Raw genomic sequence first — 25,024 nt, forward strand, 5'->3', positions numbered from 1 at the left:
CGTTCCATTTCCTCCTTAAAAGGGTATATGCACACGTTAACATATTTTCAAAAAAAAAGAGAGACTCTTTTTTTTTGATTCCACCTGAGCAGTATTTATGGTCTTTTTTACATCGATTCGTCAAAGGTGGATTTAAGTTTTGTGCCAGCATTGTGCTCCCGGTATTGTCCAGGTGTCATGCCTTCCTGTTTACGGAAAGAGCGAATGAAGTTCTGAGAATTGTTGTATCTTAATTTGGCTGCAATATCTTTAATGGGCATGTCGGTTTCCTTTAGCCATTTTTTCGCCATTTTAAATCGGTACATTGTTAAATATTCGCTAAAATAGTACTGGGTCTCCTTGCGGAAGACACTGCTGATATAGTTGGCATTATAATGCAGACGTGAAGCACACTCTTCTAAAGTAAGATCGGTATCATAATCATGCTGTATCAAATCGATGATCTTCTCGGAAATGTTGTGGTATTGCGCATTCTGTCTGCTGTTAAAAATCTTGATCATCGGATAAATGACCATGCTCCAGAACCAATCCTCAATCTCCGTCACAGTATGAAGATCATGCAGCTCCTCAAATATGGAACCATTGGCATGATAAATTTGATTCAAGCTAATACCGGATTCCTGCATCATAATGAGTAAATTATTGAGCAGGCGCGTCAACGGGATCTGGTACTCCTGCGGTGACAGCTCTTGGGCAAAGATCGATTTAAAGAGAAAATGAATAAGCTCCTTGGCTTTTTCCGTTTCAGCCAGCTTGATAGCATCCAGTAAATCATTTTCTTTATGGGTAGGGTAGTTCAAGTTCAGATAATGTTTGCCAGAGTTAATATTTTCGTACTGGATAATGACACCCTTGCCAAGCTTAATCCGATGCTTTAGTGCTTCAAGGCCTTCTCTGTAAGCAATGGATAACTTCGGTAAGTCGTGGAAGGGAAGGCTCAGCCCAATACTCACCTGTACTTTGAGGTAATTATTGATTTCTTGTTGAAGCTTCTCCGTAAGTGAATATAGAGTTTTGTGAAAAGACTGAGTATCACAGTTCGGACTCCCCAATAATACGACCACCGCATGGTCCATAATTACAGGAGCCAGTCGTTGTTCAGGGCAGACTAACTCTTCAATCATATTATGGGCAGCGAATAATAAAAGATTAAGATCTTTTTTCTCATAACTGGAATCTTCGGCAAAATCGATCGACAACGTAATCACAGCCATCGTCTTCCATTCTTCGAGTTGCTTGTGATAGCCGAATTGCTCCAGCTCTTCGAGCAGATCACGCTTCTTAACGTTGCCATGGAAAGCATTGATTAAGAAGAAGGTACGAACCTGCTGGATATGCTGACGGACTTCTTTTTCCAGCTGAGATTTAGATTGAAATAAAGAATGAACCTGTTCTCCGATAATCTGAAATTCATTTGTATGTCTGGATTTGATATCCGTTTTGCGTTGGCCCATCTGATTGAGAAGTCTTTCAATAGGTGTATACATCCGTCTTGATCCGATCCATGCCAAGAGAATGGAGAGAAGAAGCATAAAAGTACATACGAATATCGTAAACAGACCGATTTTTTGAGACTCTTTCGTTAAACTTTCCATGGATGTGACCGAAAGATAAACCCAGCCATTCATCTGAGAGCGCATGTAAGTGACAGCGTAATTTTTCTTGTGGATCACGGTTTTGAACTGCCCTGAAAGTTTGGAGGGATTAGCAATGAAAGAATCTTCTGTAAATCCGCCTTCCCTCATAGGCTTCCCGATCAAGTTGCGGTCCGGATGGAGCAAGAACCGACCTTCCTTATCCAGAACGATAATATCGTCGAGTGGCTGTACATCAGAATTAATGAAATCTTGAAGACTGCAGACAGGAATATTAGCTAAGGCGAGCCCATACTTTTGCAGCTTATTGGTCGGGAGTTTCTTGATAAGACTAATGCTGTAGTTACAGCCAGTAACGTTGATGCTTTCCTCGCTATAAAATAGGGAGGATGGGTTCAAAATCCACGAGGTATCTTCGGCGATATTCATCAGATTTGAGAGCTGTGCATAGTTCTTGTATTCATCCAAACGATAGACTCCCGAATTTTTGATCATCCAATTTTGCTGCTGATTTAATAAGATGACATCTTCCAGCTTCGTATCGAAGGATTGCATATTGCGAATTTCGTTTCTTAAATCATTGTACAAAATGAAATCGGTTTCATTTAAAGGGTTATTTAGTGCTTTTTTTAATACACTGGAGTTGATCACTTGGTTTAATGTTTGATTGACAGTTGTTAACTTATGTTCTACATTTGAGGTGATTTGTAAGATAAGTTCCATTTTACTGTTGTTAACGTTTTTCTGAATTTCTTTTGATGATGTGAGATATGAAAAAGAACCGATGAACAATACAGGCAGCGTGCTAATTACAAAGGCAAACATCGTTAGCTTACTTAGAAAGCTTAATGGTCTCACGAGACTCAGCACCTTTACTTATGTAGAAGTAGACACTTGTTCTAAGTGTATGTAACTTGGTAGTAAATAACAATAATCATCTCGCTTCGCGATAATCATTAGCTCTAATTATGCTTATAAAATGTAAAATCTTCAAGCTTTCAGGTGATAATCCTTACAATATCTAGGAGGCCACAAAATGTCTAGAGTATCAATGGATAGAAGGGCAACGATGTATTTCTGTTTATTTGCTTTGCTCGTTTTCTCTTTCTTAAGCGCTTGCAACAATAAGGAATCTGCCGATTCCGGCCCAAAAGTGTCTCCCCCGAGTATCTCAATTTTGGCGCCCCTTCATTTTCCGCAACAGCCCTCGAAAGAGATTATGGCAGAGATCGAAAGGCTGACAGGTGTGAAGCTAGATATAAGGTGGGTTCCAGAGGGTGTCTACACGGATAAGATGAACACGGCGCTTACAACCAATTCCCTCGGAAAGGTCACATTTGTAAAATTCTCAGATTATAATCTGGTGAAAAATGCTATTCGTTCGGATGCCTTTTGGGAGATCGGCCCATACCTTCAGGAGTTCTCCAATCTTAAACAACTGAACCCCGCCATTCTTAAGCAGACTTCTGTAGATAGTAAGATCTATGGCTTATATACGGAACGCCCCTCTTCCAGACAGGGGGTTATTATACGCAAGGATTGGCTCGACAATCTTCATTTAAATAATCCGCAAACACTGGATGAACTATATGAGGTCATGAGACAATTTACATACAACGATCCAGATCAGAATGGCAAACAGGATACCTACGGATTAGTCGATCGAAATGATCTTGTGTATGGGGTATTTAAGACGTTAAGTTCGTATTTTGGCACACCAAATAATTGGAAACTAGAGAATCATCAATTTGTACCTGAATTTGTGACCGCTGAGTATATGAACACTATGAATTTCATGAAGAAATTATATGATGAGAAAATTATTAATCAGGATTTCGCCTTAACGAGCAAAGAAGTACAACGCGATAAGTTCATTAATGGTATTGCTGGTGTATTTATCGGCAGTATGACAGATGTAAAGCGGCTGTCTATTGAAGCTCAGAATTTGAATCCAAAGGCAGAACTTACATTAATCAATCGGATCGAAGGGCCTGAAGGATATAAGGTGTGGTCGATACCCAATTATAATGGACTCTATCTCTTCTCCAAAAAAGCCATTGCTACTGAGGATGAACTCCGCCAGGTACTCGAATTCTTTGATCGAACCATGGATAAAGATGTAGCGAATATAATGATGTATGGGTTTGAAGGGCGCCATTATAAGCTTGAGGAAGGAAAAATCATTCTTCCCGAGGAGACTTCGGAGCTGCGGGTGCAAGAAGTAAATCCGTTATATTCTTTGATGATTGCAGACATTAGTAATAAGAACATTATGGAGGTGGCTCAGAAGGAGCAATTGACCTCACTTGCGGATCAGCTAAGTAAAGATAATGAATCTTTTCTGGTCGACGATCCGACCGTGTCTTTAAGCTCTTCTACCTATGATGAAAAGAATGTGGAATTGTCTACAATCATTGTGGACGCTACGTACAATTACATACTAGGCAATATAACCGTTGAGGGATTCCAGAAGGAAGTTGAGAAATGGAGAGCCAACGGAGGAAATCAGATTATTAAGGAATATGGTGAGGCTGAGCTTGGGATAGAGAAGTAAATAGGTTAGTTTGATCCACTGCGGATGACGCAGTGGATTTTTTTGTGTTATCACCATAATCATTTGCTCAGATCCCTTTAAGAACGGCCCTTTATGGGGAAATGATTGTTTTCGTAACTTTGCCAACGATGTAATGTGGGACTCGTAACCAATACAAATTATGGAGGTCAAAATGGTATGAAGAAGAAATCCTTCACCATGTTGTTGACATCACTGTTAGCACTCAGCACATTGCTGGCTGGATGTGGTGGTAACAACAATCAAGCAAGTTCTGAAACTGCAAGTAGTGAGAGCACTGCTAAGCCGGTAGAGACAGAGGCAGCAAAAGAAGATGTAAAAGAAGAGCCGACACAAATCAAGATTATGCTTCCATTAAATACGACTGATACACCACCTGACACGATTAAGAATGAAGTTGAGAAATTGACCAACACGAAGTTGACGTACCAATTTTTCCCTGCTGATACTTACGAAGAAAAACTGAATTCATCTTTTGCGACTGGCTCACTGCCGCAAGTGACGTATTTAAAGAATCAAACAACCTTCATTCAGATGAAAGAAGCGATTAAAGACGGTCAGTTCTGGGAAATTGGTCCTCTCTTAAGTGAATTCCCGAATCTGAGTAAATTGAAACCTGAAATTCTGAATAACACCAAAGTGGATGGCAAGTTGTACACCTTGTATATCGGCCGCCCTCTGGCACGTCAAGGGATCATCTATCGGAAAGACTGGGCAGATAAATTAGGACTTGCTGCACCAGCTAATGTAGATGAATTGTTCGAAATGGCTAGGGCCTTCACGGAACAAGATCCAGACGGTAATGGAATAAAAGATACTATAGGTATTGTTGACCGTAATGAGTTGACCTATGGTGCGTTTAAAACAGTCTCATCTTGGTTTGGAACTCCGAACTCATGGGGAGAGAAGGATGGCAAATTAGCACCTGAATTTACCTTCGATGAGTATTTCGATACGATGGACTTCTTCAAAAAAGTTCGTGAAGGCGGATACATGAACCAGGATTTTGCTGCTACTAGTAAAACGGATGCTGTAAACATGTTTACATCTGGTAAAGCAGGGCTCTATATCGGAGGCTCTATACAAGATATAGATACCCTCAACAAAGATACCATTAAGCTTTTCCCTGATGCTGTTCTAGATACGCATAGTATGGTTGCGAGTCCAGAAGGTAAATATGCGCAATGGATGATTCCCGGGTATAACAATGTCGTCATGTTCCCGAAATCTGCTGTGAAGGATGAGGCAGAACTCAAGAAGATCCTTGCTTTCTTTGACCAAATGATGACACCAGAAGTAGCTAACTTGATGTATTGGGGAATTGAAGGGACTCACTATACCGTTGTAGACGGTAAAGCGAAACCTGCGGATGACAAAGATTTGATCGAACGTGAAGTTAAGGGCTTCAAGGATAGTGTTATCGGAGAATACGAAACTAATGGCATGTACCAAAGTTATAACGTTCTGCCAGGCCGTATTCATGCAGAAGAATTAGTACTTGAGAACGTTAAAGTGGGTGTAGCAGATCCAACAGTGGCTATGGACTCAGCTACCTACACTGAAAAAGGTGTTGAGATTCAACAAATTATTACAGATGCAACCTACAAGTATATGTATGGACAGCTCGACAGAGCTGGATTTGAAAAAGAGGTTGAGAATTGGAAGAGCCGTGGTGGAGATAAAATTATTGAAGAGTACAACGCTTTATACAAAAAATAGTAACCCGTGCTCGAATAGTTAAACGATATAGCTGAAAAGGTTGTTGATCTTGTTTCAACAACCTTTTCTATTCCTCACAGGGTTCAGTAATATCGTGTTTGAATAAAGAAGGAGAAAGGAAGAGTATCATGCAGGATGTCACCGCACAGCCTAGTTCAGCCCCGAAAATGCAGCCTGAGCCAGAGATTTATAAAAGCAGCAGCGTACTAAAAAAGCGGCTGTGGAGAAATAAATTGCTCTACGTCATGCTAATACCGGGAGTGCTATATTTTATTATTTTTAAATATCTCCCTATGTATGGATTAATTATCTCATTCCAAGACTATAAGCCTTATAAAGGAATAATGGGCAGTGATTGGGTGGGTATGAAGCATTTCAGCAGGTTGTTCACAGAGCCGGATTTCTTAAATATATTGGTGAACACACTTGTGCTTTTCGGGATGAATATTCTTATCTATTTCCCGATTCCGATCATCCTTGCCCTGATGTTAAATGAACTTCAAGGCTCCTTTTTCAAAAGAACTTTTCAGAGTCTTTTCTATATACCCCATTTTTTGTCGTGGGTTATCGTCGTCTCCATTTCATTTGTTATGGTCACGATGGATGGAGGGATCATCAACGAGTTACTTTCCTATTTTGGATTTAAACAAATCAATTTCCTGCTTGACCCAGGATGGTTCAGGCCCATGTATATTATTCAGGTGATTTGGAGAGAAGCAGGCTGGGGAACGATTATTTATCTCGCTTCCATTGCTGCCATCGATCCAGGGCTTTACGAAGCATCACGTATGGATGGAGCTGGACGAATCAGACAAGTCTGGCATATTACTCTTCCAGCGATTAGAGGGGTAATTATCACATTATTTATTCTGAAAATTGGTTCCGTTCTTGATCTTGGATTTGAACATGTATATCTGCTACTTAACTCCATGAATCGAGAAGTCGCGGAAATTATCGATACGTATGTTTATACTGCTGGTCTAAGACAAGGACAGTTTAGTTACAGCACAGCCATTGGATTCTTTAAATCGATTGTTGGCTTGATTATGGTAATGTCGGTCAATAAATTATCTAAGAAAATGGGCGAAGAAGGCGTTTATTGATATGTTCTGGGAGGAATTGAAATGGTACATGATAAAACAATCAGTAGTAGAATTTTTTCGGCTATAAACTTTACGCTGCTAGCGCTCATAGCTTTAATTACCATACTTCCGATTATGCACGTTGTAGCAGGCTCATTTACAACGACTGCAGAGCTAGCGGCTAATAAATTTGTACTGATACCAAAAGTGTGGAGTCTGGAAGCTTACAAGTATATCTTCTCAACGAATACAATATTTAAAGCCATGGGTGTTTCCATTGGTGTCACGGTGATTGGTACATTCTTCAGTTTGTTAATCACTTCTCTGATGGCTTACGCTCTTGCTAGAAGAGATCTGGACGGACGTAAAGTGGTTAACTTTATGGTTGTGTTCACCATGCTCTTTCATGGTGGAATGATCCCAACTTTCCTCGTAGTGAAGGAATTAGGACTAATAGATACGTACGCATCACTTATTCTACCTTCAGCGATTAGTGCATTTAACATGATCATCCTTAAAACATTTTTCCAGAATATACCAGATGGTCTGGAGGAGTCAGCCAAAATTGATGGTTGTAATGACTTCGGAATTTTATTTCGAATTGTATTGCCACTATCCTTACCTGCGTTAGCGACTATCGGATTGTTCTATGCGGTTACGTATTGGAATACCTACATGAATGCGATTCTGTATTTGGATGATAGTACGAAGTGGCCAATACAGGTTCTACTGAGACAAATTGTTGTGCTTGCCAGCGGTATGGATCACAGCGCTACACTGGACGCTGCTGCTCCACCGCCAGATCAAACGATTAAAATGGCTGTTATCGTTGTAGCTACTCTACCAATACTATGTGTATATCCATTCCTGCAAAAGCATTTTGCTAAAGGAGCAATGTTAGGTTCTATGAAGGGCTAATAAGCATTGAAAGAGAGAATATTCTGATGGAGGGAGTTTGGAGATGACTGTCAGTGCACCAACAACACCCATAGAGTGGGCAAAAAAAGCTTGCGATTCATTAATGGATACTTACAAGGCGGGAGAACTTCCTCCAGCTCATCGTTGGCACTACCATCAAGGTGTATTTTTATGCGGTATGGAGCTATTGTGGAATGTATATCAAGAAGACCGCTATATTCAGTATATTCAGGCATACGTGGATGATTTGGTAGATGAATACGGTAACTTTTATTTTGCCCGTGATGAGTTAGATGCCGTTCAAGCCGGACAACTGCTGTTTAACCTTCATAAGCGGACAGGTAAACTCAAGTATCGCATTGCTGCAGAGAAGCTGAGGAATTTATTGCTTACGTTAAACAAAACCTCTGAGGGTGGGTACTGGCATAAGGATAAATATGCTAACCAAATGTGGTTAGACGGGCTTTATATGGCAGGTGTATTCTCGTTAAAATATGCTAATGTCTATGGCGATTCTAGCTTGCGTGATACGGTTCTCCATCAGGAAAAGTTAATGCGCAAGCATATGAAAGATGAGACAACCGGGTTATTATATCATGCTTGGGACGAGAGTCGCCGGATGCCGTGGTCGAACCCGGAGACAGGCTGTTCACCAGAATTCTGGAGCAGATCGTTAGGGTGGTATGGTCTCGCATTGTCGCAATTTCTTGATCTGTTGGCCGTCCATGATCCCGCTCGAACTGGATTATCTTCTACTTTAAGTGAATTCGTTGATGCCCTTATTCGTTATCAAGATCAAGAGAGTGGGCTTTGGTATCAGGTCGTGGACAAGGGGCACGAGCCGGATAATTGGCTTGAGACCTCAGGGTCATGTTTATTTGTCTACACGATTGCCAAAGCCGTGAAGCATGGCATTGTAAGTGATACAGAAATGGCTATAGCTGCAGCTAGAAAAGGCTATGAAGGGTTAACCAGGTTGATTCAGTGGGATGACCAGAATAGATTAATTTTGCCGGACATCTGTATCGGTACTTCGGCTGGGGATTACGAGAGTTATGTCACTCGACCTAAAGTTAAGAATGATTTACATGGCGTGGGCGCGTTGGTGATGGCTTGTGTGGAGATGCAGAGTTTAATTCAAGATTGATTCGTTCGTACATTACTATACAATGACTTGATTCTCTCGGACTGAGAATCAAGTCCTATTATTTTGTGGGAGAAGGTAGTACTTAAATTTAATAACATTCAGGGGGTTGGGATGAAGAGATCACATTGGGCAATTCACACGGCAGACTCTATCATGGCGAGGACACCAAAGCTCTATGAGGATAAAGGCTACAACGGAAGCTGGACCTATGACTATGGTGTGGTGTTGAATGGATTTGAATGGCTGTGGAAGCAAACTGGCGATGCGAAGTATCTGCAATTCATTCAAGATCATATGGATTACTTTATTCAGGAAGATGGCAGCGTTAAGGGCTATCATTTGGACGAGTACAATATCGATCACATTAATAACGGGAAATTATTATTCACACTATATAAAGAAACCAAGCAGGAAAAATATAAACAAGCGGCTACCTTATTTAGAAAACAGCTAAAGGCACATCCGCGAACCTCGGAAGGCGCTTTTTGGCATAAAAATATCTATCCCTATCAAATCTGGTTGGATGGTCTTTATATGGGTGCACCTTTCTATTTGGCCTACTTGCTAGCCTTTGAGGAAGGGCAGGGGCTTGAAGATGTGACGAAACAATTTATTTTATGTGAGAAGCACACTAAAGATACGGAAACGGGTCTGCTATATCACGCATGGGATGAACAACATATTCAGCCTTGGTGTGACCCCGAGACAGGGCTATCTCCTAACTTTTGGGCGCGTTCACTTGGCTGGTATCTTATGGCTTTAGTTGATGTTCTAGAGTTATTGCCGAGTGAGCATGCTGATTATCCAGAACTGGTCCGAATTCTAAACGATACTTTAACTGCTGTGAAGAAATATCAGGATCCTGAATCAGGAGTCTGGTATCAAGTAGTGAATCTGGGGGAACGCAAAGGGAATTATTTAGAAGCTTCTGCTTCCAGTATGATTGTGTACGCTATGGCAAAAGGTATTCGATTAGGCGTGTTAGAGGCTAGTTGGTACGAACCGTTAGACCGCGCGTTCCAAGGACTTATCAGCGAATTTGTACTAGAAACCAAAGAAGGTTGGGTCAATCTAAATAAAAATTGCCAAGTGGCGGGGTTAGGTGGAGTGGACCAAAGAGATGGTACCTTTGCTTATTACATTAGTGAGCCTATTGTCACGAATGACCAAAAAGGTGTGGGTGCTTTCCTACAAGCCTGTGTGGAATACGAACAATTAAGAGGCTGGATCTGATATAGAACAGGAGTGCTATAGTATGTCCGTATATAATATTGACGATTTTGGTGCGCTTAAGAATAGCGGAATGTTAGCGACAGAAGCGATTGCGCGTGCGATTGAAGCGGCAAGTGAGGCTGGTGGAGGAACTGTTTATGTGCCAGCTGGCACTTACTATACGGGTGCGATTGTTATGAAAAGCAATATTGAATTAAATTTAAATCCAGGAGCGATCCTTTCATTCAGTACGAACCCTGTGAATTACCCTGCGGTGGAATGTAGATGGGAAGGGGTGAAGCAGCAGGTTCATACACCTTGTATTCATGGTAAAGGTTTAGTCAATATATCGATTACCGGAAGCGGAACTATTAATGGTAATGGTAAGGCATGGTGGGATGTATTTCGGAACCGTCGGGAAGAGCTAAAGTACCCCCGTCCGACTTTGATTGGCTTTGATAGCTGTCAGCGGGTAACGATTAAGGATGTCTCGCTGGTGAATTCTCCTAGCTGGACCGTTAATCCTGTGGCCTGCTACAATGTGACGATTGATAACCTGTCCATTTTGAACCCGGCTGATTCTCCGAATACAGATGGTATTAATCCAGAGTCCTGTACGAATGTTCGGATAAGTAACTGCAATATTGATGTAGGTGATGACTGCATTGCTATCAAAGCAGGAACTGAAGATACGAAAGAACGTATTCCATGCGAGAATATCACGATCACAAACTGTACCATGGTTCATGGGCATGGTGGAGTTGTTCTTGGAAGTGAAATGAGTGGAGATATTCGGAATGTAACCATTAGCAACTGTGTTTTTAAGCAAACCGATCGCGGCATTCGTATGAAATCAAGACGGGGTCGTGGTGGAACTATTGAAGACATTAGGATCAGTAATATTGTAATGGAAGACGTCATTTGTCCATTTACTCTGAATCTATACTATTTCTGTGGGCCGCGCGGGAAAGAAAAGTATGTGTGGGATAAAAATCCTTATCCGATCACTGATGAAACGCCATGCTTTAGACGCATCCATTTCGCCAATATTACCGCACGTAATGTTCATGCTGCTGCGGGATTCTTATATGGACTGGCGGAGCAGTATGTATCGGAGATTACTTTTTCAAATATTGATATCTCTATGGCAAGTAATGCGGTTCCCGGGCATCCGGATATGATGACAGGAATCGAGAACATGAACAATCGCGGATTTTTCCTAGGCAATGCAAGGGATGTACAATTCCAACAGGTGACTATCGAGAATCATGAAGGACCTGCTTTTTACATTGAAAATGGCGAAGCAATAGAGATCGTGAATTGTCAGTCCAAGAACACGAAAAAGCCGGAGAAACTAGTAGAACAAGTTACCGTTTCGCCCACAGAACAGAATGTGTGTCCGTAAAGGGGGGAAGCCATGGCGCCGGATAAACTGAAGGAACTGTTAGGCGATCTTCCAACGGATAAGCCGATTTCGGTAACTGTGATAAACCAAGAGGAACGGGACGGATATCGCCTCGAATCCCTTTTGCTTGATCTGAATGGATTGGAACGGGTTCCTGCTTATGTTGCTATTCCTTTGGATGGAGAAGGACCGTTTCCGCTGGTTGTCTTTAATCATTCTCATGGGGGGAATTACGCGAATGGACGTAATGAGTTTGTTCGCAGCAGCGCCTATTTGCAACAGCCTTCTTTTGCTAAAGCCCTAACGGAGATGGGGTACGCTGCTTGCTGTATCGATATGTGGGGGTTTAATGAGCGTGGCGGTAAAACTGAGAGTGAGCTAGTGAAGGAAATGCTATGGAAGGGGCAGGTCATGTGGGGCATGATGCTGTATGACAATATTCGAATGCTGGATTACATGTGCCAACGTGAGGATATTGACGCTTCCCGAATCGCAACAATCGGTATGTCCATGGGTGGTTTGATGGCATGGTGGCTGGCTGCATTAGACGAACGGGTCGGAGTGATTGTCGACATCTGTGGTCAAGTAGATGCACATAGCTTAATTGCTGTAAGAGGATTAGATCATCATGGCTACTATTCATATGTGCCCGGGTTATTGAAGCATTACACAACGCTCGACATTCAAAAGCGGATCGCTCCCCGCCCGCGAATGAGTCTAGTAGGCAGAAACGATCGGTTATGTCCGATTGAAGGTGTTGAGCATCTGGCTCAAGGATTGTCTGAAGCTTACCAAACAGCAGGGAGCCCAGAACATTGGCAACCGCTAGTGGGAAGTGGAGGGCATATGGAGACTCTGGAAATGCGGACGTTATGGCAGCAATTTTTGGCGAAGCATCTCTAAAATCCATGGAAGGGAACAGACAACAATGCTAGTAGTGGGCAAAGAATCCTTTTGCGATTATCGCACCATTCAAGATGCGATCGATTCGCTAGAGGGTGAGCCAACCAGCCAAGCGGTTACGCTCTATATTTTATCCGGCATCTATCAAGAGGCAGTTCGGATTTACCGTTCTAATCTTAAGGTTATAGGACTTGGCTACGTGGAAATAACCATGAACCGTTATGCCAAAGAGCGTGATGAAGCGGGGGAAGAAATCAATACGTTTGCTACTCCAACGTTATTTCTGGGCGGCAGTCATTTGGTGTTAGAGAATCTGGTGATAACCAATAGTGCTGGGCAGGGAGAGCGTATTGGGCAGGCATTAGCCGTCTATGCGCATTGCGACCAAACCGTATTCAGAAATTGCATCTTTAAGGGGTATCAGGACACCTTGTTCACCGGACCTTTACCACCTGCTCCACGAGAGCGAAGGGCATTCGGAGGTATTCCGCTGAGAGAACATCACGCCCAGTATCGTCAGTTATATCAGCATTGCTATATAGAAGGAACCATCGATTTTATTTTTGGCGGTGCCACGGCTTATTTCGATCAATGTGAGATTCGCAGTTTACGTCATAATGAGAATCTTTCCGGTTATATAACAGCGGCTTCGACACCCGAGGGACAGTCACATGGCTACATTTTTAAGAATTGCTTCTTAACAGCCGATCCTGATATTGCTCCAGTGTTTCTAGGACGTCCTTGGCGTGAGTACGCGAAGACCGTGTTTGTGGGTTGTCAGATGGGCTTGCATATTCATCCTATGGGCTGGGACAACTGGAATAACGCAGCCAATGAGCAAACCGTTAGTTATCAGGAATATGGCGTGAAGGATGCTGCGTCCCTGAGGAAGAAGCGTGTTCCATGGGCAGATTGCTTTGAGGGTGGGGGAGAAGCGCTGGATAAAGAGTTTGTTTTTGCTGGGACGGACTTTTGGAAGCAAGTACTGTAATTGATTAATCTTTTAAAAAATGAGGCAGTCCTGGACGAGCGTAAAGAGTCCTTGACTGCCGTTTTTATTTCTTTTGTTTTCTTTCAATATAAATCCAAGTGTGATATATCAACCAGAATATCATAGGAACTAATAAAACATAGGGCCTCTGGTGTGCTGGAAGAAAGGAGTATAAAAATAGCCCAATTATTATCGTTGGTAACACTAAAATAAAATACTTTTTCCAATGCATGTTCTTCCCTCCCAATGGTTTAATACTTACATCCTTTAAGTGTTAATGCCCTCGTATGTCTAGATCACTTAATGGATAATTACTACTGCCCCAAGTGTAAACAATATAATAGTTAACTAGTTTTTCATCTGCTTTCAATGCTTTGAATTTCAAATCACGATGTTCAATAAAGGCAATGTTATTACTCACTTGCTTTTCAACGATGTAACTCCAATCATTCTCGCGATACTTTGCATAAAAATTATTTAATTGTTCCAAAGTTTGTTCTGATTTGATTAAAATAGCGCCAAAAAATTGCATTCCATTTCCATTCCCCATTAATTTCCCAGCGGATGATAAAGCATCTACCCTTTCAGTTTTATCTGGCAAAGATAATTCCATTAGATTTTTCTTTGTGGAATATGCAATGTAATTGTTAATAAATGGAGTGGATACGATTGGTAAAATAAGAGCAACCACTGCAATGATTAAAATGATTATGAATGTTTTTTTCAAGTTTACCCCTCCCTTTTATCAGAGATCTTCCGATTCTTCCAATACATTCCTGTAACTGTTTATTCTATTAAAGGTAATGATCCTCCTGCCTGCTATAGTAACTTGTAACAACCATTAAATTATCCGAACGAACTACTTTGTAATTATTCCAATCTTATGAGATAATAGAGTTTTTCCGTTGATTCTATTTTTCATGGCATACGTGATATGCCTGATCAAATATTGGAGGTAGGCTTGTTGGCGACACAGTATCCTTTTGAATATGATCGGACCAGACCTTTTATGGAGCAAGTAGGAGAATGGGTCGGAGATGTATTTTATGAAATTCTTCCTGAGGCAGGATTTGAAGTCCGTGATGAACAGATTTACATGGCGTTTCAGGTGGAACGAGCTTTTGCTGAGAAAAAGACGATTTTTGCTGAGGCAGGGGTCGGTACGGGTAAGACTTTAGTGTATTTGTTATATAGCATTTGTTATGCGCGGTATATGGGCAAACCTGCGATTATCGCTTGTGCGGATGAGTCATTGATCGAGCAGCTTGTGAAACCAGAAGGCGATATTGCCAAGCTTGCGAAGCATCTGAATATGAATATTGATGCCAGACTAGCGAAATCTCCGGACAAGTATATGTGTCTGAAAAAGCTGGATCACGCACGCAACAATGATGATGGGAGCTTGCCGCTGGAGAGTTTATACAGCACTCTACCTGATTTTGTACATTCTCATGCACCGATGCAGCAGTTCCATGCCTATGGCGACCGCAGGGACTATCCAGATTTGAACGATGAGCAATGGAATAAGATCAATTGGGATACGTTTCAGGATTGTTTTACTTGCGATATGCGTCACCGCTGTGGGCAGACGTTGTCCCGTGATCATTACCGGAAATCAAGTGACTTGATCATTTGTTCTCACGATTATTACATGGAACATATTTGGACTTATGAAGCGCGTAAGCGAGAGGGTCAAATTCCTTTACTTCCAGAGCATTGTGCCGTTGTTTTTGACGAAGGGCATTTGTTAGAATCTGCCGCCATGAAGGCGTTAGGCTATAAAATGAAGCATGTTGTCTTTGAAGAGCTGATCTCTCGTCTGCTGCAGAATGAGATTCGTGAGACGCTCGCGGTACTTATTGATGAAGCGATTATGCAAAGTGAGCAGATGTTTAAATACATTCGTCGTCAATGCCGTAACATTCCTGGATCGGATCGAAAAAGCGTTGAGCTAAATGCATCGCTAATCCGTGAGGTGCACCGCATGCGTAGTGTAATTGCCGCTATTGAAGAAGAATTAGTATTCGAAAGTGGACTTTACACGATTGATGAATATCAGTTGCGGATTGTGGAAGAACGTTTGGAGACCATAGAGATCGCGTTGAGATTGTTTGAGGATTCAGGTGCATTAATCTGCTGGGCGACAGAAGATAGTGATGGCTTAACGCTGTCGGTCATGCCGCGTAATGTTAAGGAAGTACTCCAAGACAGCTTGTTCACGCAAAAAATCCCAATCGTATTCTCTTCGGCTACCTTATCCGTGGATAAATCCTTCCAATACTTGAAGGACAGTCTTGGGATTCAAGATTTCCTGTCTTTCTCTGTAGACTCACCCTATGATTATGAGCATCAGATGAATGTCTATGTGCCAGAGCTTCGGAGCGGTGATTTTGCTGAAAAAATGGAGATCTCTCTAAAGCTTATCCAGCAGACTGAAGGAAGAGCCCTGCTGCTGTTCCGTACTCGGGAAGAACTTCTGCAGTTCAAGCAGCTCAGCTCGCAGACAGCAGAATCCAGTAAGTATTCTTTCCTCTTTGAAGGAGATCAAGAGATCAGCTATCTAATCTCAGCTTTTCAAAGGGATGAGCATAGTGTGCTTTGTGCGGTAACGCTATGGGAAGGACTAGACATACCAGGACCTTCACTATCTAATGTGATCATTTGGTCACTGCCTTATCCGCCGCTAGACCCTGTATTTATGGCGAAACGTGCGGAGACCTCCAATCCTTTTGAAGAGGTGGATTTGCCATACATGCTGCTGAGACTTAAACAAGGGATGGGACGTCTGATCAGAACGGGCACGGACCAAGGAATTGTGACGGTGCTTGCGGAAGCCGAAGGACAACATCCGGTTCACGAGTATATAACTTCTGTACTACCGAAGGGTACTAAGCTTCAGACGCTGGAAGTGTGAATGTAATATAGGAACACAATCGACGCTCTTTTAGTGAGGCGGCTGCTCTGGCATGCTGCTTCTCGAAGGAGCCTTTTTTGCGCAAATTCAAGCATAAGGATTACTAATCTTACAGATAGTATATTGGTATTTAACTTTCGAGCCATGGCGTATTATTGTTGATTCATGGGGGATATACATACCTCCGACATCTAGAGATTCATACAAGGGGTGTATACGACATGGGGGATTCACAGGGATTATACCAATCGAACCATAAGAAACAGGTTGGTTTTGCGCTTGGCATTGGATTGACCTTAATCATTGCATTAGTCGCAAAGTATTTAGCAGGCTTTCCATTTCTCTCTATTATGGGCCAACTGGTCATTGCCATTTTAATCGGAATTATTTGGCGGGCAACCGTCGGAGTGCCGGGTACGATCACTCAAGGGACTGATTTTTCCAGCAAAAAGCTACTGCGTTTAGGAATTATCCTGCTTGGTATGCGGTTGAATTTAATGGATATCGTAGCTGCGGGGCCAAGAGTATTTCTACTGGCTGTTATCGTGATCGTATTTACGATCTCTGTTGTTTACGGGCTTGCTCGACTGTTCAAGGTTGATAAACGACTCAGTATCTTAACTGCCTGTGGAACAGCGATCTGCGGTGCGGCAGCGGTGGTGGCGATTGCTCCACAAATCAAAGCGAAAGACGACGAAACTGCGATCGGCGCAGCGATAGTCGCTATTTTAGGTACAATATTCACGTTGCTCTACACTTTTTTGTACCCTTTGCTAGGCTTATCCGATCTAGGCTACGGGGTATTCTCTGGAGCTACCTTACATGAAATTGCTCACGTCATCGCAGCAGCTGATGCAGGTGGGAATGCAGCAGTAGATATGGCGGTCATCGTTAAATTGACTCGGGTAGCCTTACTTGTTCCTGTGGCTATATTAATTGGGATTTGGACGAATCGCACAGAAAGAAAAGTTCAGGGAGGTCAGTCTAAAGCCTCGTGGAAAAGTATTCCTATTCCTTGGTTTATTCTCGGTTTCTTACTCGTAAGTGGTGTGAATTCATTAGGGATTGTATCTGCATCAGTGGCAAATGGAATTGTAACGATAGCTTATATGCTAATCGCTATGGCGATGGCTGGACTTGGCTTGAATGTTGATTTGGCGGCATTTAGACGACTGGGGATGAAGTCTTTTGCAGCTGGGCTTATAGGTTCGGTCTTGTTGTCCTTAGTTGGATTTACACTAGTTCACTGGTTTGGACTGGCATGATCTTTTGCATACATTAGAATAGTAAGAAATGAACTACTTCATATCTAAAAATGGTCCTTACGTATATCATTTAATGTGGCTGGGTAGGCATGAAATGGATGGAGGGACATCAGGTGAAATATTGCATAGGGGAATTTGCTTCCATTCTCGGTGTAACTGCAGATACGCTGAGGTTATACGAGAAACATGATATTGTTAGGCCCACTAAAGATAACAGCAATAAATACAGATATTTTAATGACTTAGATGCAAGAGATTTGCTAATGAGTAGATGGTACAGAAGTATGGGAATTCCATTGCCGGAAGTGGCAACGCTGATGAAGGAGTCTTCATTAGAGCAAGTTATGGGTAGGATGCAAGAAACAGAGTCAAATTTAGAAGAAGAGATCAAGCGGAAGACGATGCTGCTAAAAAAGATGAATGAAATTCATAATGAACTCAGAGAATTAGACTCCTCTTTATATACGTGTAAACTTAAACAGCTGCCAGGTATGTATAGACTAAAGCAAACGGATAAGAATGCATTATTAAAAAATGATATTGTAAAAAGCTTAGTCAACACTTGGATGGATCTGCTGCCGTATGCGTTTTATTCTTTTAGAATTGAGGATACAGGCATCTTTTTCAGCGAAAACAATAATTTTAATTATAGCTGGGGCCTTACCTTGCTAGAAGATGAAGCGCAACAATTCGAAATGGATAGCGAAGAGTACGCAGAGTATATTAGCCCAAGTCTTTGTATCTCAGCAACAATATTATGTACGGATGAAAAATATATCACGAAGAACTCCTTGCAGTTCATGTTTGACTATATCGAAGCTAATCATTATTCCATTTCGGGAGATGTGGTTGGAAAATTACTGCTCACCGAAAAAATTGAAGGCCATAATAGATCTTATTTGGAAGTGAATATCCCAATCAAATAGTGACTCTAATTAAACATCTGCTCTTTGGGCAGATGTTTTTCTTCTAGTTGGACAAAAAGTAGACATTGACCTTGGTGTTGTACCAATGTTTATACTTCGGGATATAGCCTGTCAGATGTCGTTGTTGATTAATCATTATCTTTGTGAAAATTATCACGTTATTTGTATCAGGTTATAAGATATTAGACACTGGGGGAGAACAGAAATGCGTAACAGAAATTTCGTCAAGAAAATGCTCATGTTATCTTTTTGTATGGTGCTGATCGTTTCCATGCTGAGTGGATGTACGGGAAATGGGGAATCGGCTAAGTCGTCATCGTCCTTTAAAGCCGGTTCGTTCACAGGAGAAGCGGAAGGAAAAGAGGGAGTCATTAAAGTAGAAGTAACTATGGATGAGCCAGATAAAATTAAAGATATTAAGATCGTAAGCCAATCGGAAACAGGAGGACTGGGTGATAGTGCACTTGAAAAAATTAAAGCACAAATTCTAGAAGGACAAACCTTGGCAGTTGATGCTGTTAGTGGTGCAAGTCTTTCCAGTGAAGCCATGCTTGCCGCTGTGGAAGATGCCGTAACCAAAGGTGGAGGTAATCTTGAAGTTCTCAAAGCCGGAGGTGCAAAAAAAGCTGGTGAAGGGAAAACTGAAAAACTTGAAACCGATGTTGTTGTAGTGGGCGCTGGGGCATCCGGTGTATCTGCGGCTGTTACAGCGGCTGATAAAGGTGCTAAGGTTATTATTATAGAGAAAACGGGTGTCATCGGGGGAGCGAGTAACTTGTCCTGGGCAGGTAAGTTCTATAATTCATCCGCTGCTACGAATAATAATCTAAAAGTAAATGTGGAAAAAGAAATTGCGGATTGGATTGTCAACAATCACTGGAGAGTGGATGCAGCAGCGATTAGACAATATGTTACTAAATCCGGTGAAACTTACGACTGGTTAGCCGAAAAAGGATATCAAACTAGCTTCTTGAATTTCTTCGGTGAGCAATTACATGTGCTTCCAGCTTATGAAACACGTGAAGAAACGCTTCGTAAAATGTTATCCGAATCAGTTGAACAAAATGGCGGACAAGTGATCACAGAAACGACTGCCAAAAAGCTGATTACGAATGAAGCTGGAGAAGTTACAGGAGTAATCGCTGAGAAAGCAGATGGTACAACACTTGAAATCACAGCGAAGAGTGTCGTTATGGCTACAGGTGGTTATGCTGCAAATAAAGAAATGGTAAAAGAGGCGTTTGGTTTCGAAGGGGTTAACGGTGGATTAGGACAAAACGTAGGAGAAGGCCTTAAGATGGCATGGGAAGCTGGAGCCAAGGTACCTGACAACTTCGGTGGACAAATGCTTCATCAAACATTAGCTAGAGCAACACAAGGTCTCAAAGCACAATATGAATCTTTTGAAGCAAGTTATCCACTAATGTTGACGTATCTTCCGAATTTCATGAATGTAGGTACTTCTGGTGCTCGATTCAGAGATGAAGCGGCGACGTTAACTTCGGTTGCAGCAGCGAATACAAGTGCATTTAATGGTCCGTATCACATGGTTATCGTCTCGAAATCACAACTGGAGGCACTTCAGACCAAGGGGATGAATGGTGTTCATGCACCAAGTCTTCCAGGAATGCCACCGGAATTCTATGCTGAATTTGCCGATAAATTCACACTAGAGAACCCTTGGACAAATGTCGAGAAAGTATTTGATTCGATGGTGGAGAACGGAGATGGCTTCAAAGGAAACACGATTGAGGAATTAGCTACGAATGCAGGGATGGATGTTGATGTGTTTGTAGAAAATTATAATAGTTATACAGAAGCAACAAAAAATGGTGTAGATGCTGAATTTGGAAAAGCTGCTGAGTATTTAGAACCTATGGGTGAAGAAGGTCCATATTACGCCATCATTGCTGAAATCAATAATCTGGGTTCAGTTGGTGGCTTGCTAGTAAATACAAAATTCCAAGTTCTGAATGATAAACGGACACCAGTGAAAGGATTGTTTGCTGTAGGTCTAGAATCTGAAGGTGTGTTGTTTAATGATACTTATGTTGGAAACGGCGTTGGTATTGGGTACTCCTTTACCTCAGGTCGTCTTGGCGGGGAGAGCGCAGCTAACATTGCATTAGAGAAATCTAAGTAACAAACCATTTCCCGGAAAATAATTGAATATTTTTTATAGACGCAGGGTGGAGAACTCTGCGTCTTTTTTAGCTGGAGATTAGAGCCATTCTTCTTTTAGCAAAGCTTTGAGAAGCTCTACGTTAGCTGCTCCAAGCTTGTTGGCAATTTTTTGCTCTAATTCAATTTTGGTGACCATCATTCTTTGATTGCATGCGATTCCCTTCTGGCTAAGAATGATGTTTTTGTCACGTTGATTTCCTTCGACTTCAACGGCCTCTACGTAGTTACGTGATAATAGTCCTTTAATGCTTTTATGTGTACCCTGCCTGGAAATATTAATAATTCTACTGATTTCTGAGATCGAGAGCATTTGATGTGCCTCAAGAACCGCCAGGATATGGGATTCAGTCTTGTTGATTTGATCCGGGTCTTGGTCGGTCACTATTTTACGTAAGACTAAATGCTTCTCACTAAGTAAATCAATTAGGTTCATTTCTTGTAGATGGTTATCCATATGAACACTCCTAAATCATCGTTCGTTTTATCCAAGTATAAGTCATTTGAGTTTATTGTCAACTCGGTTGACTAATTTCAAATTGCTGTGGTATTGTAATCCAAGTTGACAATATAGAGATAAAAGGAGCTTGAAGATGGGAAGAAACAAAAAAGAAGCATTATTATTTACGTCTATCATGTGTGCATTGATGGTGCTGGGGATGAGCATTTACAATGTAGTGCTGATGGAGGGCTGGTCGGATACGGTAGTTAAAGATGTAGTCATCGGCTACGTACCAGCGTTTCTTGTTGCCTTAATTCTGGATGTATTTGTTGTAGGTAAGGTTGCGAAGGGGATTGCGCATAAGCTGGTTAAAGAGAATGATCCGATGATCAAAAAAATTATGTTTATATCCTTTTTTATGGTGACCGGAATGGTGTTGTTTATGTCCTTCTACGGTGCAGTTCTTCATGTAGGGTTCTCCTCAGAACTACCGATGGCTTATCTGTCTGCGATCGGTAAGAATTTCATTGTTGCACTTCCACTGCAAATCTTATTGATCGGGCCGCTTACACGATTTATCTTTGTAAAGATTACTCCGGCTATTGCATAGAGAATATTAACATCACCTTTACGCAAAGCTGGGTCAATCTTATGTGACACTCTAGTTTCTTGAAAACAAACAAAATGCTCTCCAACTGCCATGATGGGCAGGGGAGAGCATTTTATTCTATAACCTTCTAAGAGAAGGTCTTAATAGATAGACAGTTCTATGATCTCTTTTTTACAGGTTCCAGCAGATTTAATACATACTGACTTCCGCTGCCTTTTGGACTATCGTTACGGATATGCTCCTCAAGGCATAATCTTGAATCGTGGTCAGCCTGATAATCCAAGTTATTATCCAAATAACTCATTAATGCTTGCCATGAGCCGTAGATATCATCGCTGCTTTCTGTCATTGCATAGAGACCGCCATCGAACCGCATCTCTTTAAGCTGGCTTGGTATTTCTACATTTTCAGGAATGGAGGCACAAAATCCATAGCCATAAGGATTATTCTCACCACTTGGATGCGGATGTGTATTCCCACCAAATAGACGTGCCGTCCCCAAGAGATGGTTAGCCTCTAACCATTCCGTAACAGGAGCCATTGCTTCATCCTCTGGAGACGTGCTGACTGCAATATTATAGGCAAATCTCATAGGCGGAAGTGTAATGAATCTTACATGGATAGGTGGAGAGTGTTTAATCGTTGTCATAGATAGAACCTCCTCATTCTCATTCGTAACATCTAATGAATTGGATGACTCTTCGTTCAACGCTAATAACAAATGGTTAGTTATGGGTTCCTCCATACGTGCGGATATTAGTTGTAGGAAGAAGCGGATTTCACGATCTTTTTGTGTGAGATCAGATTTCTCCTTATGAATTGAAGCAGATTGCTGAAGGAGTATTTCATATAAGGACTGAACGGACATGCTCTGTAGGACGGTACCGATATCCTTAATACTAATATCAAGTTTTCTTAAAAATGCGGTGATTCGAATAGCGAGTATTGCGTGCTCATCATAAATTCTCCAACCCGAGCTAGCCTCTCGGTGGCTTTCAAACAATCCTTGCGCTTCCCAGTGACGCAACGTCCGACTCGTCAGTCCGATTTGCGTAGAAAGCTTATCAATAGTCACAAATCCACTCATAGACAACTCCCGTTCTATAGATTGATAAGGCGCCCTATGGAAATATTTTAGCACTTAACGTTACGTCAATTGCAATAGGGTAGTTATAGCCCGTGTATTCGACATAATTTACAATTCTCATACAAAACTGTGCCCGGTATTTAATGTACAGCTTCTACAATTTAGATATTAGTAAAAAGTACCTATTGCTATATGAGGCTTTATACGGAGGATGATAATGTTGAAGGCTAGGTCTATGCATCTATCAATGAAGTGGAAGTTGATCTTGAGTTTTTCTGCCGTGGTACTATTCTTTCTAGGGGTAGCGCTATACCAAAACTATAAAATCAATCAAGTAGAAATCTCTATGGAAACGCAAAAAATGGAGATGGAAAAAAGAATTACAGTATCCACTATTACTCAACTGCTTCAAGAAATGAACGGTGTGGAGACCTCTCTAGCGGGTTCTAGCGATTTGGAGTTTACTCAACCATTTAAGGATAAACAGACAAAGCTAATGGAAGAATTGGGCAAAGTGAAGTTTGAGGCAGATTCTCCAGCATCTAAGGAGTTAGAACAATTATACAATCAAGTTGGAGGATATACAGGTTATTTTGACGGATTAGTAAATACTATAAAGGACGAGCTGCTTGATCCTATGGCTGTTTTGGAACGAATAGATGAATTACATACGAAGGCATTGGCTATGAATAAGGCTATGCTGGAGACTAATGAGAAACTATATACCGCAGCAGCAGAGAACGCAGAGAAGGCTCAAGATTATTCTTTTGATTTATTAAATCTGACCAGTTCTATGGGAACCTATGCAGCAATACTAGTGTTCATTTTCACAATTATTATTGCTGTTATGCTTATACGTTCCTTCTTGAACCCTATAAATAAGCTGCAAGCGGCTCTACGAAAAATTGCTGAGGGAGATTTACGGCAGCAGATTAATTCGCCATATAACGATGAGTTAGGAAGTCTGAGTCATCATTTTGACCATATGGTTTTGCGGGTAAGAGAGATGCTTCAACATACCCAATCTGTTGCTTCTTCGCTCGCGACTTATTCGCACTCTTTTCAACAATCTTCTTCGATTACCGCTCATACGAATCAAGAAATCGTAAGCACAATACAGGAAATCTCTGTAGGCGCTGAGCAGCAAGCCGGACAATCTGAGCAGAGTGCAGGCTTGATTCAAGAATTGGAACGGGAAGTTCATGAAATTACCGAGTATACCGAGGTTATGCTATCGACCAGTCAAACGGCTAATCACAATACTCGAAAAGGTTCCGAGTCCGTCATCGCTTTGCGCGAGGTATCGGAGCATTCACGTGAGTCTGTGAATAAGGTGTATCTTGCACTGACCAAATTGAGCGACCAATCGAAGGATATCTCTAGAATAACTAAATCGATTACAAACATTTCTAACCAGACCAATATTCTCTCTTTAAATGCTGCGATTGAAGCGGCAAGGGCGGGAGCTTATGGGAAGGGCTTTGCAGTCATAGCTGATGAAGTGAGACAATTATCAGATCAGACCAAAGAGTCCTCCGTACATATCAGTCAGATTATTAACGAACTGCAAGCTGGGATGGATGAATTCCAGCAATATATGCTGGAGACCAAAGGAAACCTTGAAGAACAGGATCAAAAAGTGGCCGAAACGTTGTCATCTTTTGAAGCGATAGATCAGTCAATTATTGAGATTAGTAAGCAGATTGGGCAAATCCATGACAAGGTAGATATGACACAGACCATGAATCGTAGACTTGCGGAGTCTGTTCATAACGTGGCGGCTATTGCTGAGGAAACTGCGGCAGGGGTTCAGGAAGTGAATGCCTCTAGCGTGCAACAGGATAATGCAATTCACGATATTGCCCGCCAAGCGGTTGAGATTAATGAGATTTCACAAAAATTATTCAAGGAAATTAACGTCTTCAAGATTAATTCGGATATAGTAGACGAAATTATCGCTGGAGAGGACAGTGACTCAACTGGCGATGAAACGCCTGCGCCTGCGGAGCAGTCCTATTTGACAATCTCCGCTTAGGGGAGGGGTTGATTGACTGC

General features: G+C 41.7%; 19 protein-coding genes. 15 read left to right on the top strand and 4 right to left on the bottom strand.

Features of this window, described 5'->3' with window-relative positions; all coding sequences use genetic code 11:
• Nucleotides 1-107 precede the first annotated feature (107 nt).
• Entirely contained in the window at nucleotides 108-2,453 is a 2,346-nt protein-coding gene (locus NSU15_RS10005; RefSeq protein WP_339290152.1) for an AraC family transcriptional regulator, read from the bottom strand.
• A 178-nt stretch (nucleotides 2,454-2,631) separates the two neighbouring features.
• Between NSU15_RS10005 and NSU15_RS10010 the strand changes: the two genes are divergently transcribed.
• The 9 genes from NSU15_RS10010 (at nucleotide 2,632) to NSU15_RS10050 (ending at nucleotide 13,544) form a co-directional block, all read left to right on the top strand.
• On the top strand, nucleotides 2,632-4,149 hold the full coding sequence (locus NSU15_RS10010; RefSeq protein ID WP_042126119.1) for an extracellular solute-binding protein: 1,518 nt from the start codon (nucleotides 2,632-2,634) through the stop codon (nucleotides 4,147-4,149).
• 177 nt (nucleotides 4,150-4,326) lie between these two features.
• The gene (locus NSU15_RS10015; RefSeq protein ID WP_339290154.1) at nucleotides 4,327-5,886 is read left to right on the top strand and encodes an extracellular solute-binding protein; all 1,560 of its coding nucleotides are present in this window, start codon (nucleotides 4,327-4,329) and stop codon (nucleotides 5,884-5,886) included.
• A gap of 128 nt (nucleotides 5,887-6,014) precedes the next feature.
• Nucleotides 6,015-6,989, top strand: a complete 975-nt coding sequence (locus NSU15_RS10020) for a sugar ABC transporter permease (protein ID WP_339290156.1) — start codon at nucleotides 6,015-6,017, stop codon at nucleotides 6,987-6,989.
• 21 nt (nucleotides 6,990-7,010) lie between these two features.
• Nucleotides 7,011-7,886: a carbohydrate ABC transporter permease gene (locus NSU15_RS10025; protein WP_076120028.1), complete on the top strand. Its 876-nt coding sequence runs from the start codon at nucleotides 7,011-7,013 to the stop codon at nucleotides 7,884-7,886.
• A gap of 43 nt (nucleotides 7,887-7,929) precedes the next feature.
• The gene (locus NSU15_RS10030) at nucleotides 7,930-9,033 is read left to right on the top strand and encodes a glycoside hydrolase family 88 protein (protein ID WP_076120029.1); all 1,104 of its coding nucleotides are present in this window, start codon (nucleotides 7,930-7,932) and stop codon (nucleotides 9,031-9,033) included.
• Between the two features lie 111 nt (nucleotides 9,034-9,144).
• A complete protein-coding gene (locus NSU15_RS10035; protein WP_339290158.1) occupies nucleotides 9,145-10,266 on the top strand; it encodes a glycoside hydrolase family 88 protein in 1,122 nt (373 codons plus the stop codon).
• A 22-nt stretch (nucleotides 10,267-10,288) separates the two neighbouring features.
• On the top strand, nucleotides 10,289-11,650 hold the full coding sequence (locus NSU15_RS10040; RefSeq protein ID WP_076120031.1) for a glycoside hydrolase family 28 protein: 1,362 nt from the start codon (nucleotides 10,289-10,291) through the stop codon (nucleotides 11,648-11,650).
• Nucleotides 11,651-11,662: 12 nt separating this feature from the next.
• Entirely contained in the window at nucleotides 11,663-12,553 is an 891-nt protein-coding gene (locus NSU15_RS10045) for a prolyl oligopeptidase family serine peptidase (protein WP_042126132.1), read from the top strand.
• A 25-nt stretch (nucleotides 12,554-12,578) separates the two neighbouring features.
• A complete protein-coding gene (locus NSU15_RS10050) occupies nucleotides 12,579-13,544 on the top strand; it encodes a pectinesterase family protein (RefSeq protein ID WP_076120032.1) in 966 nt (321 codons plus the stop codon).
• 274 nt (nucleotides 13,545-13,818) lie between these two features.
• On the opposite strand, the gene NSU15_RS10055 is transcribed toward NSU15_RS10050, so the two are convergent.
• Nucleotides 13,819-14,271, bottom strand: coding sequence for a hypothetical protein (locus NSU15_RS10055; RefSeq protein ID WP_339290161.1), 453 nt, complete (start codon nucleotides 14,269-14,271; stop codon nucleotides 13,819-13,821).
• Nucleotides 14,272-14,553: 282 nt separating this feature from the next.
• On the opposite strand from NSU15_RS10055, the gene NSU15_RS10060 reads away from it, so the two are divergent.
• From NSU15_RS10060 to NSU15_RS10075, 4 genes are all read left to right on the top strand, one after another.
• A complete protein-coding gene (locus tag NSU15_RS10060) occupies nucleotides 14,554-16,458 on the top strand; it encodes an ATP-dependent DNA helicase (RefSeq protein WP_339291301.1) in 1,905 nt (634 codons plus the stop codon).
• Nucleotides 16,459-16,679: 221 nt separating this feature from the next.
• Nucleotides 16,680-17,723, top strand: a complete 1,044-nt coding sequence (locus NSU15_RS10065) for a YeiH family protein (protein ID WP_339290163.1) — start codon at nucleotides 16,680-16,682, stop codon at nucleotides 17,721-17,723.
• A gap of 89 nt (nucleotides 17,724-17,812) precedes the next feature.
• A complete protein-coding gene (locus tag NSU15_RS10070; RefSeq protein WP_339290165.1) occupies nucleotides 17,813-18,649 on the top strand; it encodes a MerR family transcriptional regulator in 837 nt (278 codons plus the stop codon).
• 205 nt (nucleotides 18,650-18,854) lie between these two features.
• A complete protein-coding gene (locus NSU15_RS10075; protein WP_339290166.1) occupies nucleotides 18,855-20,792 on the top strand; it encodes an FAD-dependent oxidoreductase in 1,938 nt (645 codons plus the stop codon).
• Nucleotides 20,793-20,870: 78 nt separating this feature from the next.
• On the opposite strand, the gene NSU15_RS10080 is transcribed toward NSU15_RS10075, so the two are convergent.
• Nucleotides 20,871-21,287, bottom strand: coding sequence for a helix-turn-helix domain-containing protein (locus NSU15_RS10080; protein ID WP_076120037.1), 417 nt, complete (start codon nucleotides 21,285-21,287; stop codon nucleotides 20,871-20,873).
• 136 nt (nucleotides 21,288-21,423) lie between these two features.
• Between NSU15_RS10080 and NSU15_RS10085 the strand changes: the two genes are divergently transcribed.
• Nucleotides 21,424-21,882, top strand: coding sequence for a DUF2798 domain-containing protein (locus tag NSU15_RS10085; RefSeq protein WP_339290169.1), 459 nt, complete (start codon nucleotides 21,424-21,426; stop codon nucleotides 21,880-21,882).
• Nucleotides 21,883-22,039: 157 nt separating this feature from the next.
• On the opposite strand, the gene NSU15_RS10090 is transcribed toward NSU15_RS10085, so the two are convergent.
• Complete coding sequence (locus tag NSU15_RS10090) at nucleotides 22,040-22,969, bottom strand: MerR family transcriptional regulator (protein ID WP_339290171.1); 930 nt, start codon at nucleotides 22,967-22,969, stop codon at nucleotides 22,040-22,042.
• Between the two features lie 247 nt (nucleotides 22,970-23,216).
• On the opposite strand from NSU15_RS10090, the gene NSU15_RS10095 reads away from it, so the two are divergent.
• Nucleotides 23,217-25,004 (top strand): methyl-accepting chemotaxis protein, encoded by a 1,788-nt coding sequence (locus NSU15_RS10095; RefSeq protein ID WP_339290172.1) that lies wholly within the window; start codon nucleotides 23,217-23,219, stop codon nucleotides 25,002-25,004.
• The last annotated feature ends 20 nt before the right edge of the window (nucleotides 25,005-25,024 follow it).

Origin of the sequence: Paenibacillus sp. FSL E2-0201, from assembly GCF_037963325.1 — a bacterium.
Taxonomy (GTDB): Bacteria; Bacillota; Bacilli; order Paenibacillales; family Paenibacillaceae; genus Paenibacillus_AQ.

Bases quoted from the DNA above. Each gene is read 5' to 3' on its own strand.
- NSU15_RS10010 (WP_042126119.1), top strand. From the start codon at position 2,632: ATGTCTAGAGTATCAATGGATAGAAGGGCAACGATGTATTTCTGTTTA.
- NSU15_RS10015 (WP_339290154.1), top strand. From the start codon at position 4,327: ATGAAGAAGAAATCCTTCACCATGTTGTTGACATCACTGTTAGCACTC.
- NSU15_RS10020 (WP_339290156.1), top strand. From the start codon at position 6,015: ATGCAGGATGTCACCGCACAGCCTAGTTCAGCCCCGAAAATGCAGCCT.
- NSU15_RS10025 (WP_076120028.1), top strand. From the start codon at position 7,011: ATGGTACATGATAAAACAATCAGTAGTAGAATTTTTTCGGCTATAAAC.
- NSU15_RS10030 (WP_076120029.1), top strand. From the start codon at position 7,930: ATGACTGTCAGTGCACCAACAACACCCATAGAGTGGGCAAAAAAAGCT.
- NSU15_RS10035 (WP_339290158.1), top strand. From the start codon at position 9,145: ATGAAGAGATCACATTGGGCAATTCACACGGCAGACTCTATCATGGCG.
- NSU15_RS10040 (WP_076120031.1), top strand. From the start codon at position 10,289: ATGTCCGTATATAATATTGACGATTTTGGTGCGCTTAAGAATAGCGGA.
- NSU15_RS10045 (WP_042126132.1), top strand. From the start codon at position 11,663: ATGGCGCCGGATAAACTGAAGGAACTGTTAGGCGATCTTCCAACGGAT.
- NSU15_RS10050 (WP_076120032.1), top strand. From the start codon at position 12,579: ATGCTAGTAGTGGGCAAAGAATCCTTTTGCGATTATCGCACCATTCAA.
- NSU15_RS10060 (WP_339291301.1), top strand. From the start codon at position 14,554: ATGGAGCAAGTAGGAGAATGGGTCGGAGATGTATTTTATGAAATTCTT.
- NSU15_RS10065 (WP_339290163.1), top strand. From the start codon at position 16,680: ATGGGGGATTCACAGGGATTATACCAATCGAACCATAAGAAACAGGTT.
- NSU15_RS10070 (WP_339290165.1), top strand. From the start codon at position 17,813: ATGAAATGGATGGAGGGACATCAGGTGAAATATTGCATAGGGGAATTT.
- NSU15_RS10075 (WP_339290166.1), top strand. From the start codon at position 18,855: ATGCGTAACAGAAATTTCGTCAAGAAAATGCTCATGTTATCTTTTTGT.
- NSU15_RS10080 (WP_076120037.1), bottom strand. From the start codon at position 21,287: ATGGATAACCATCTACAAGAAATGAACCTAATTGATTTACTTAGTGAG.
- NSU15_RS10085 (WP_339290169.1), top strand. From the start codon at position 21,424: ATGGGAAGAAACAAAAAAGAAGCATTATTATTTACGTCTATCATGTGT.
- NSU15_RS10090 (WP_339290171.1), bottom strand. From the start codon at position 22,969: ATGAGTGGATTTGTGACTATTGATAAGCTTTCTACGCAAATCGGACTG.
- NSU15_RS10095 (WP_339290172.1), top strand. From the start codon at position 23,217: ATGAAGTGGAAGTTGATCTTGAGTTTTTCTGCCGTGGTACTATTCTTT.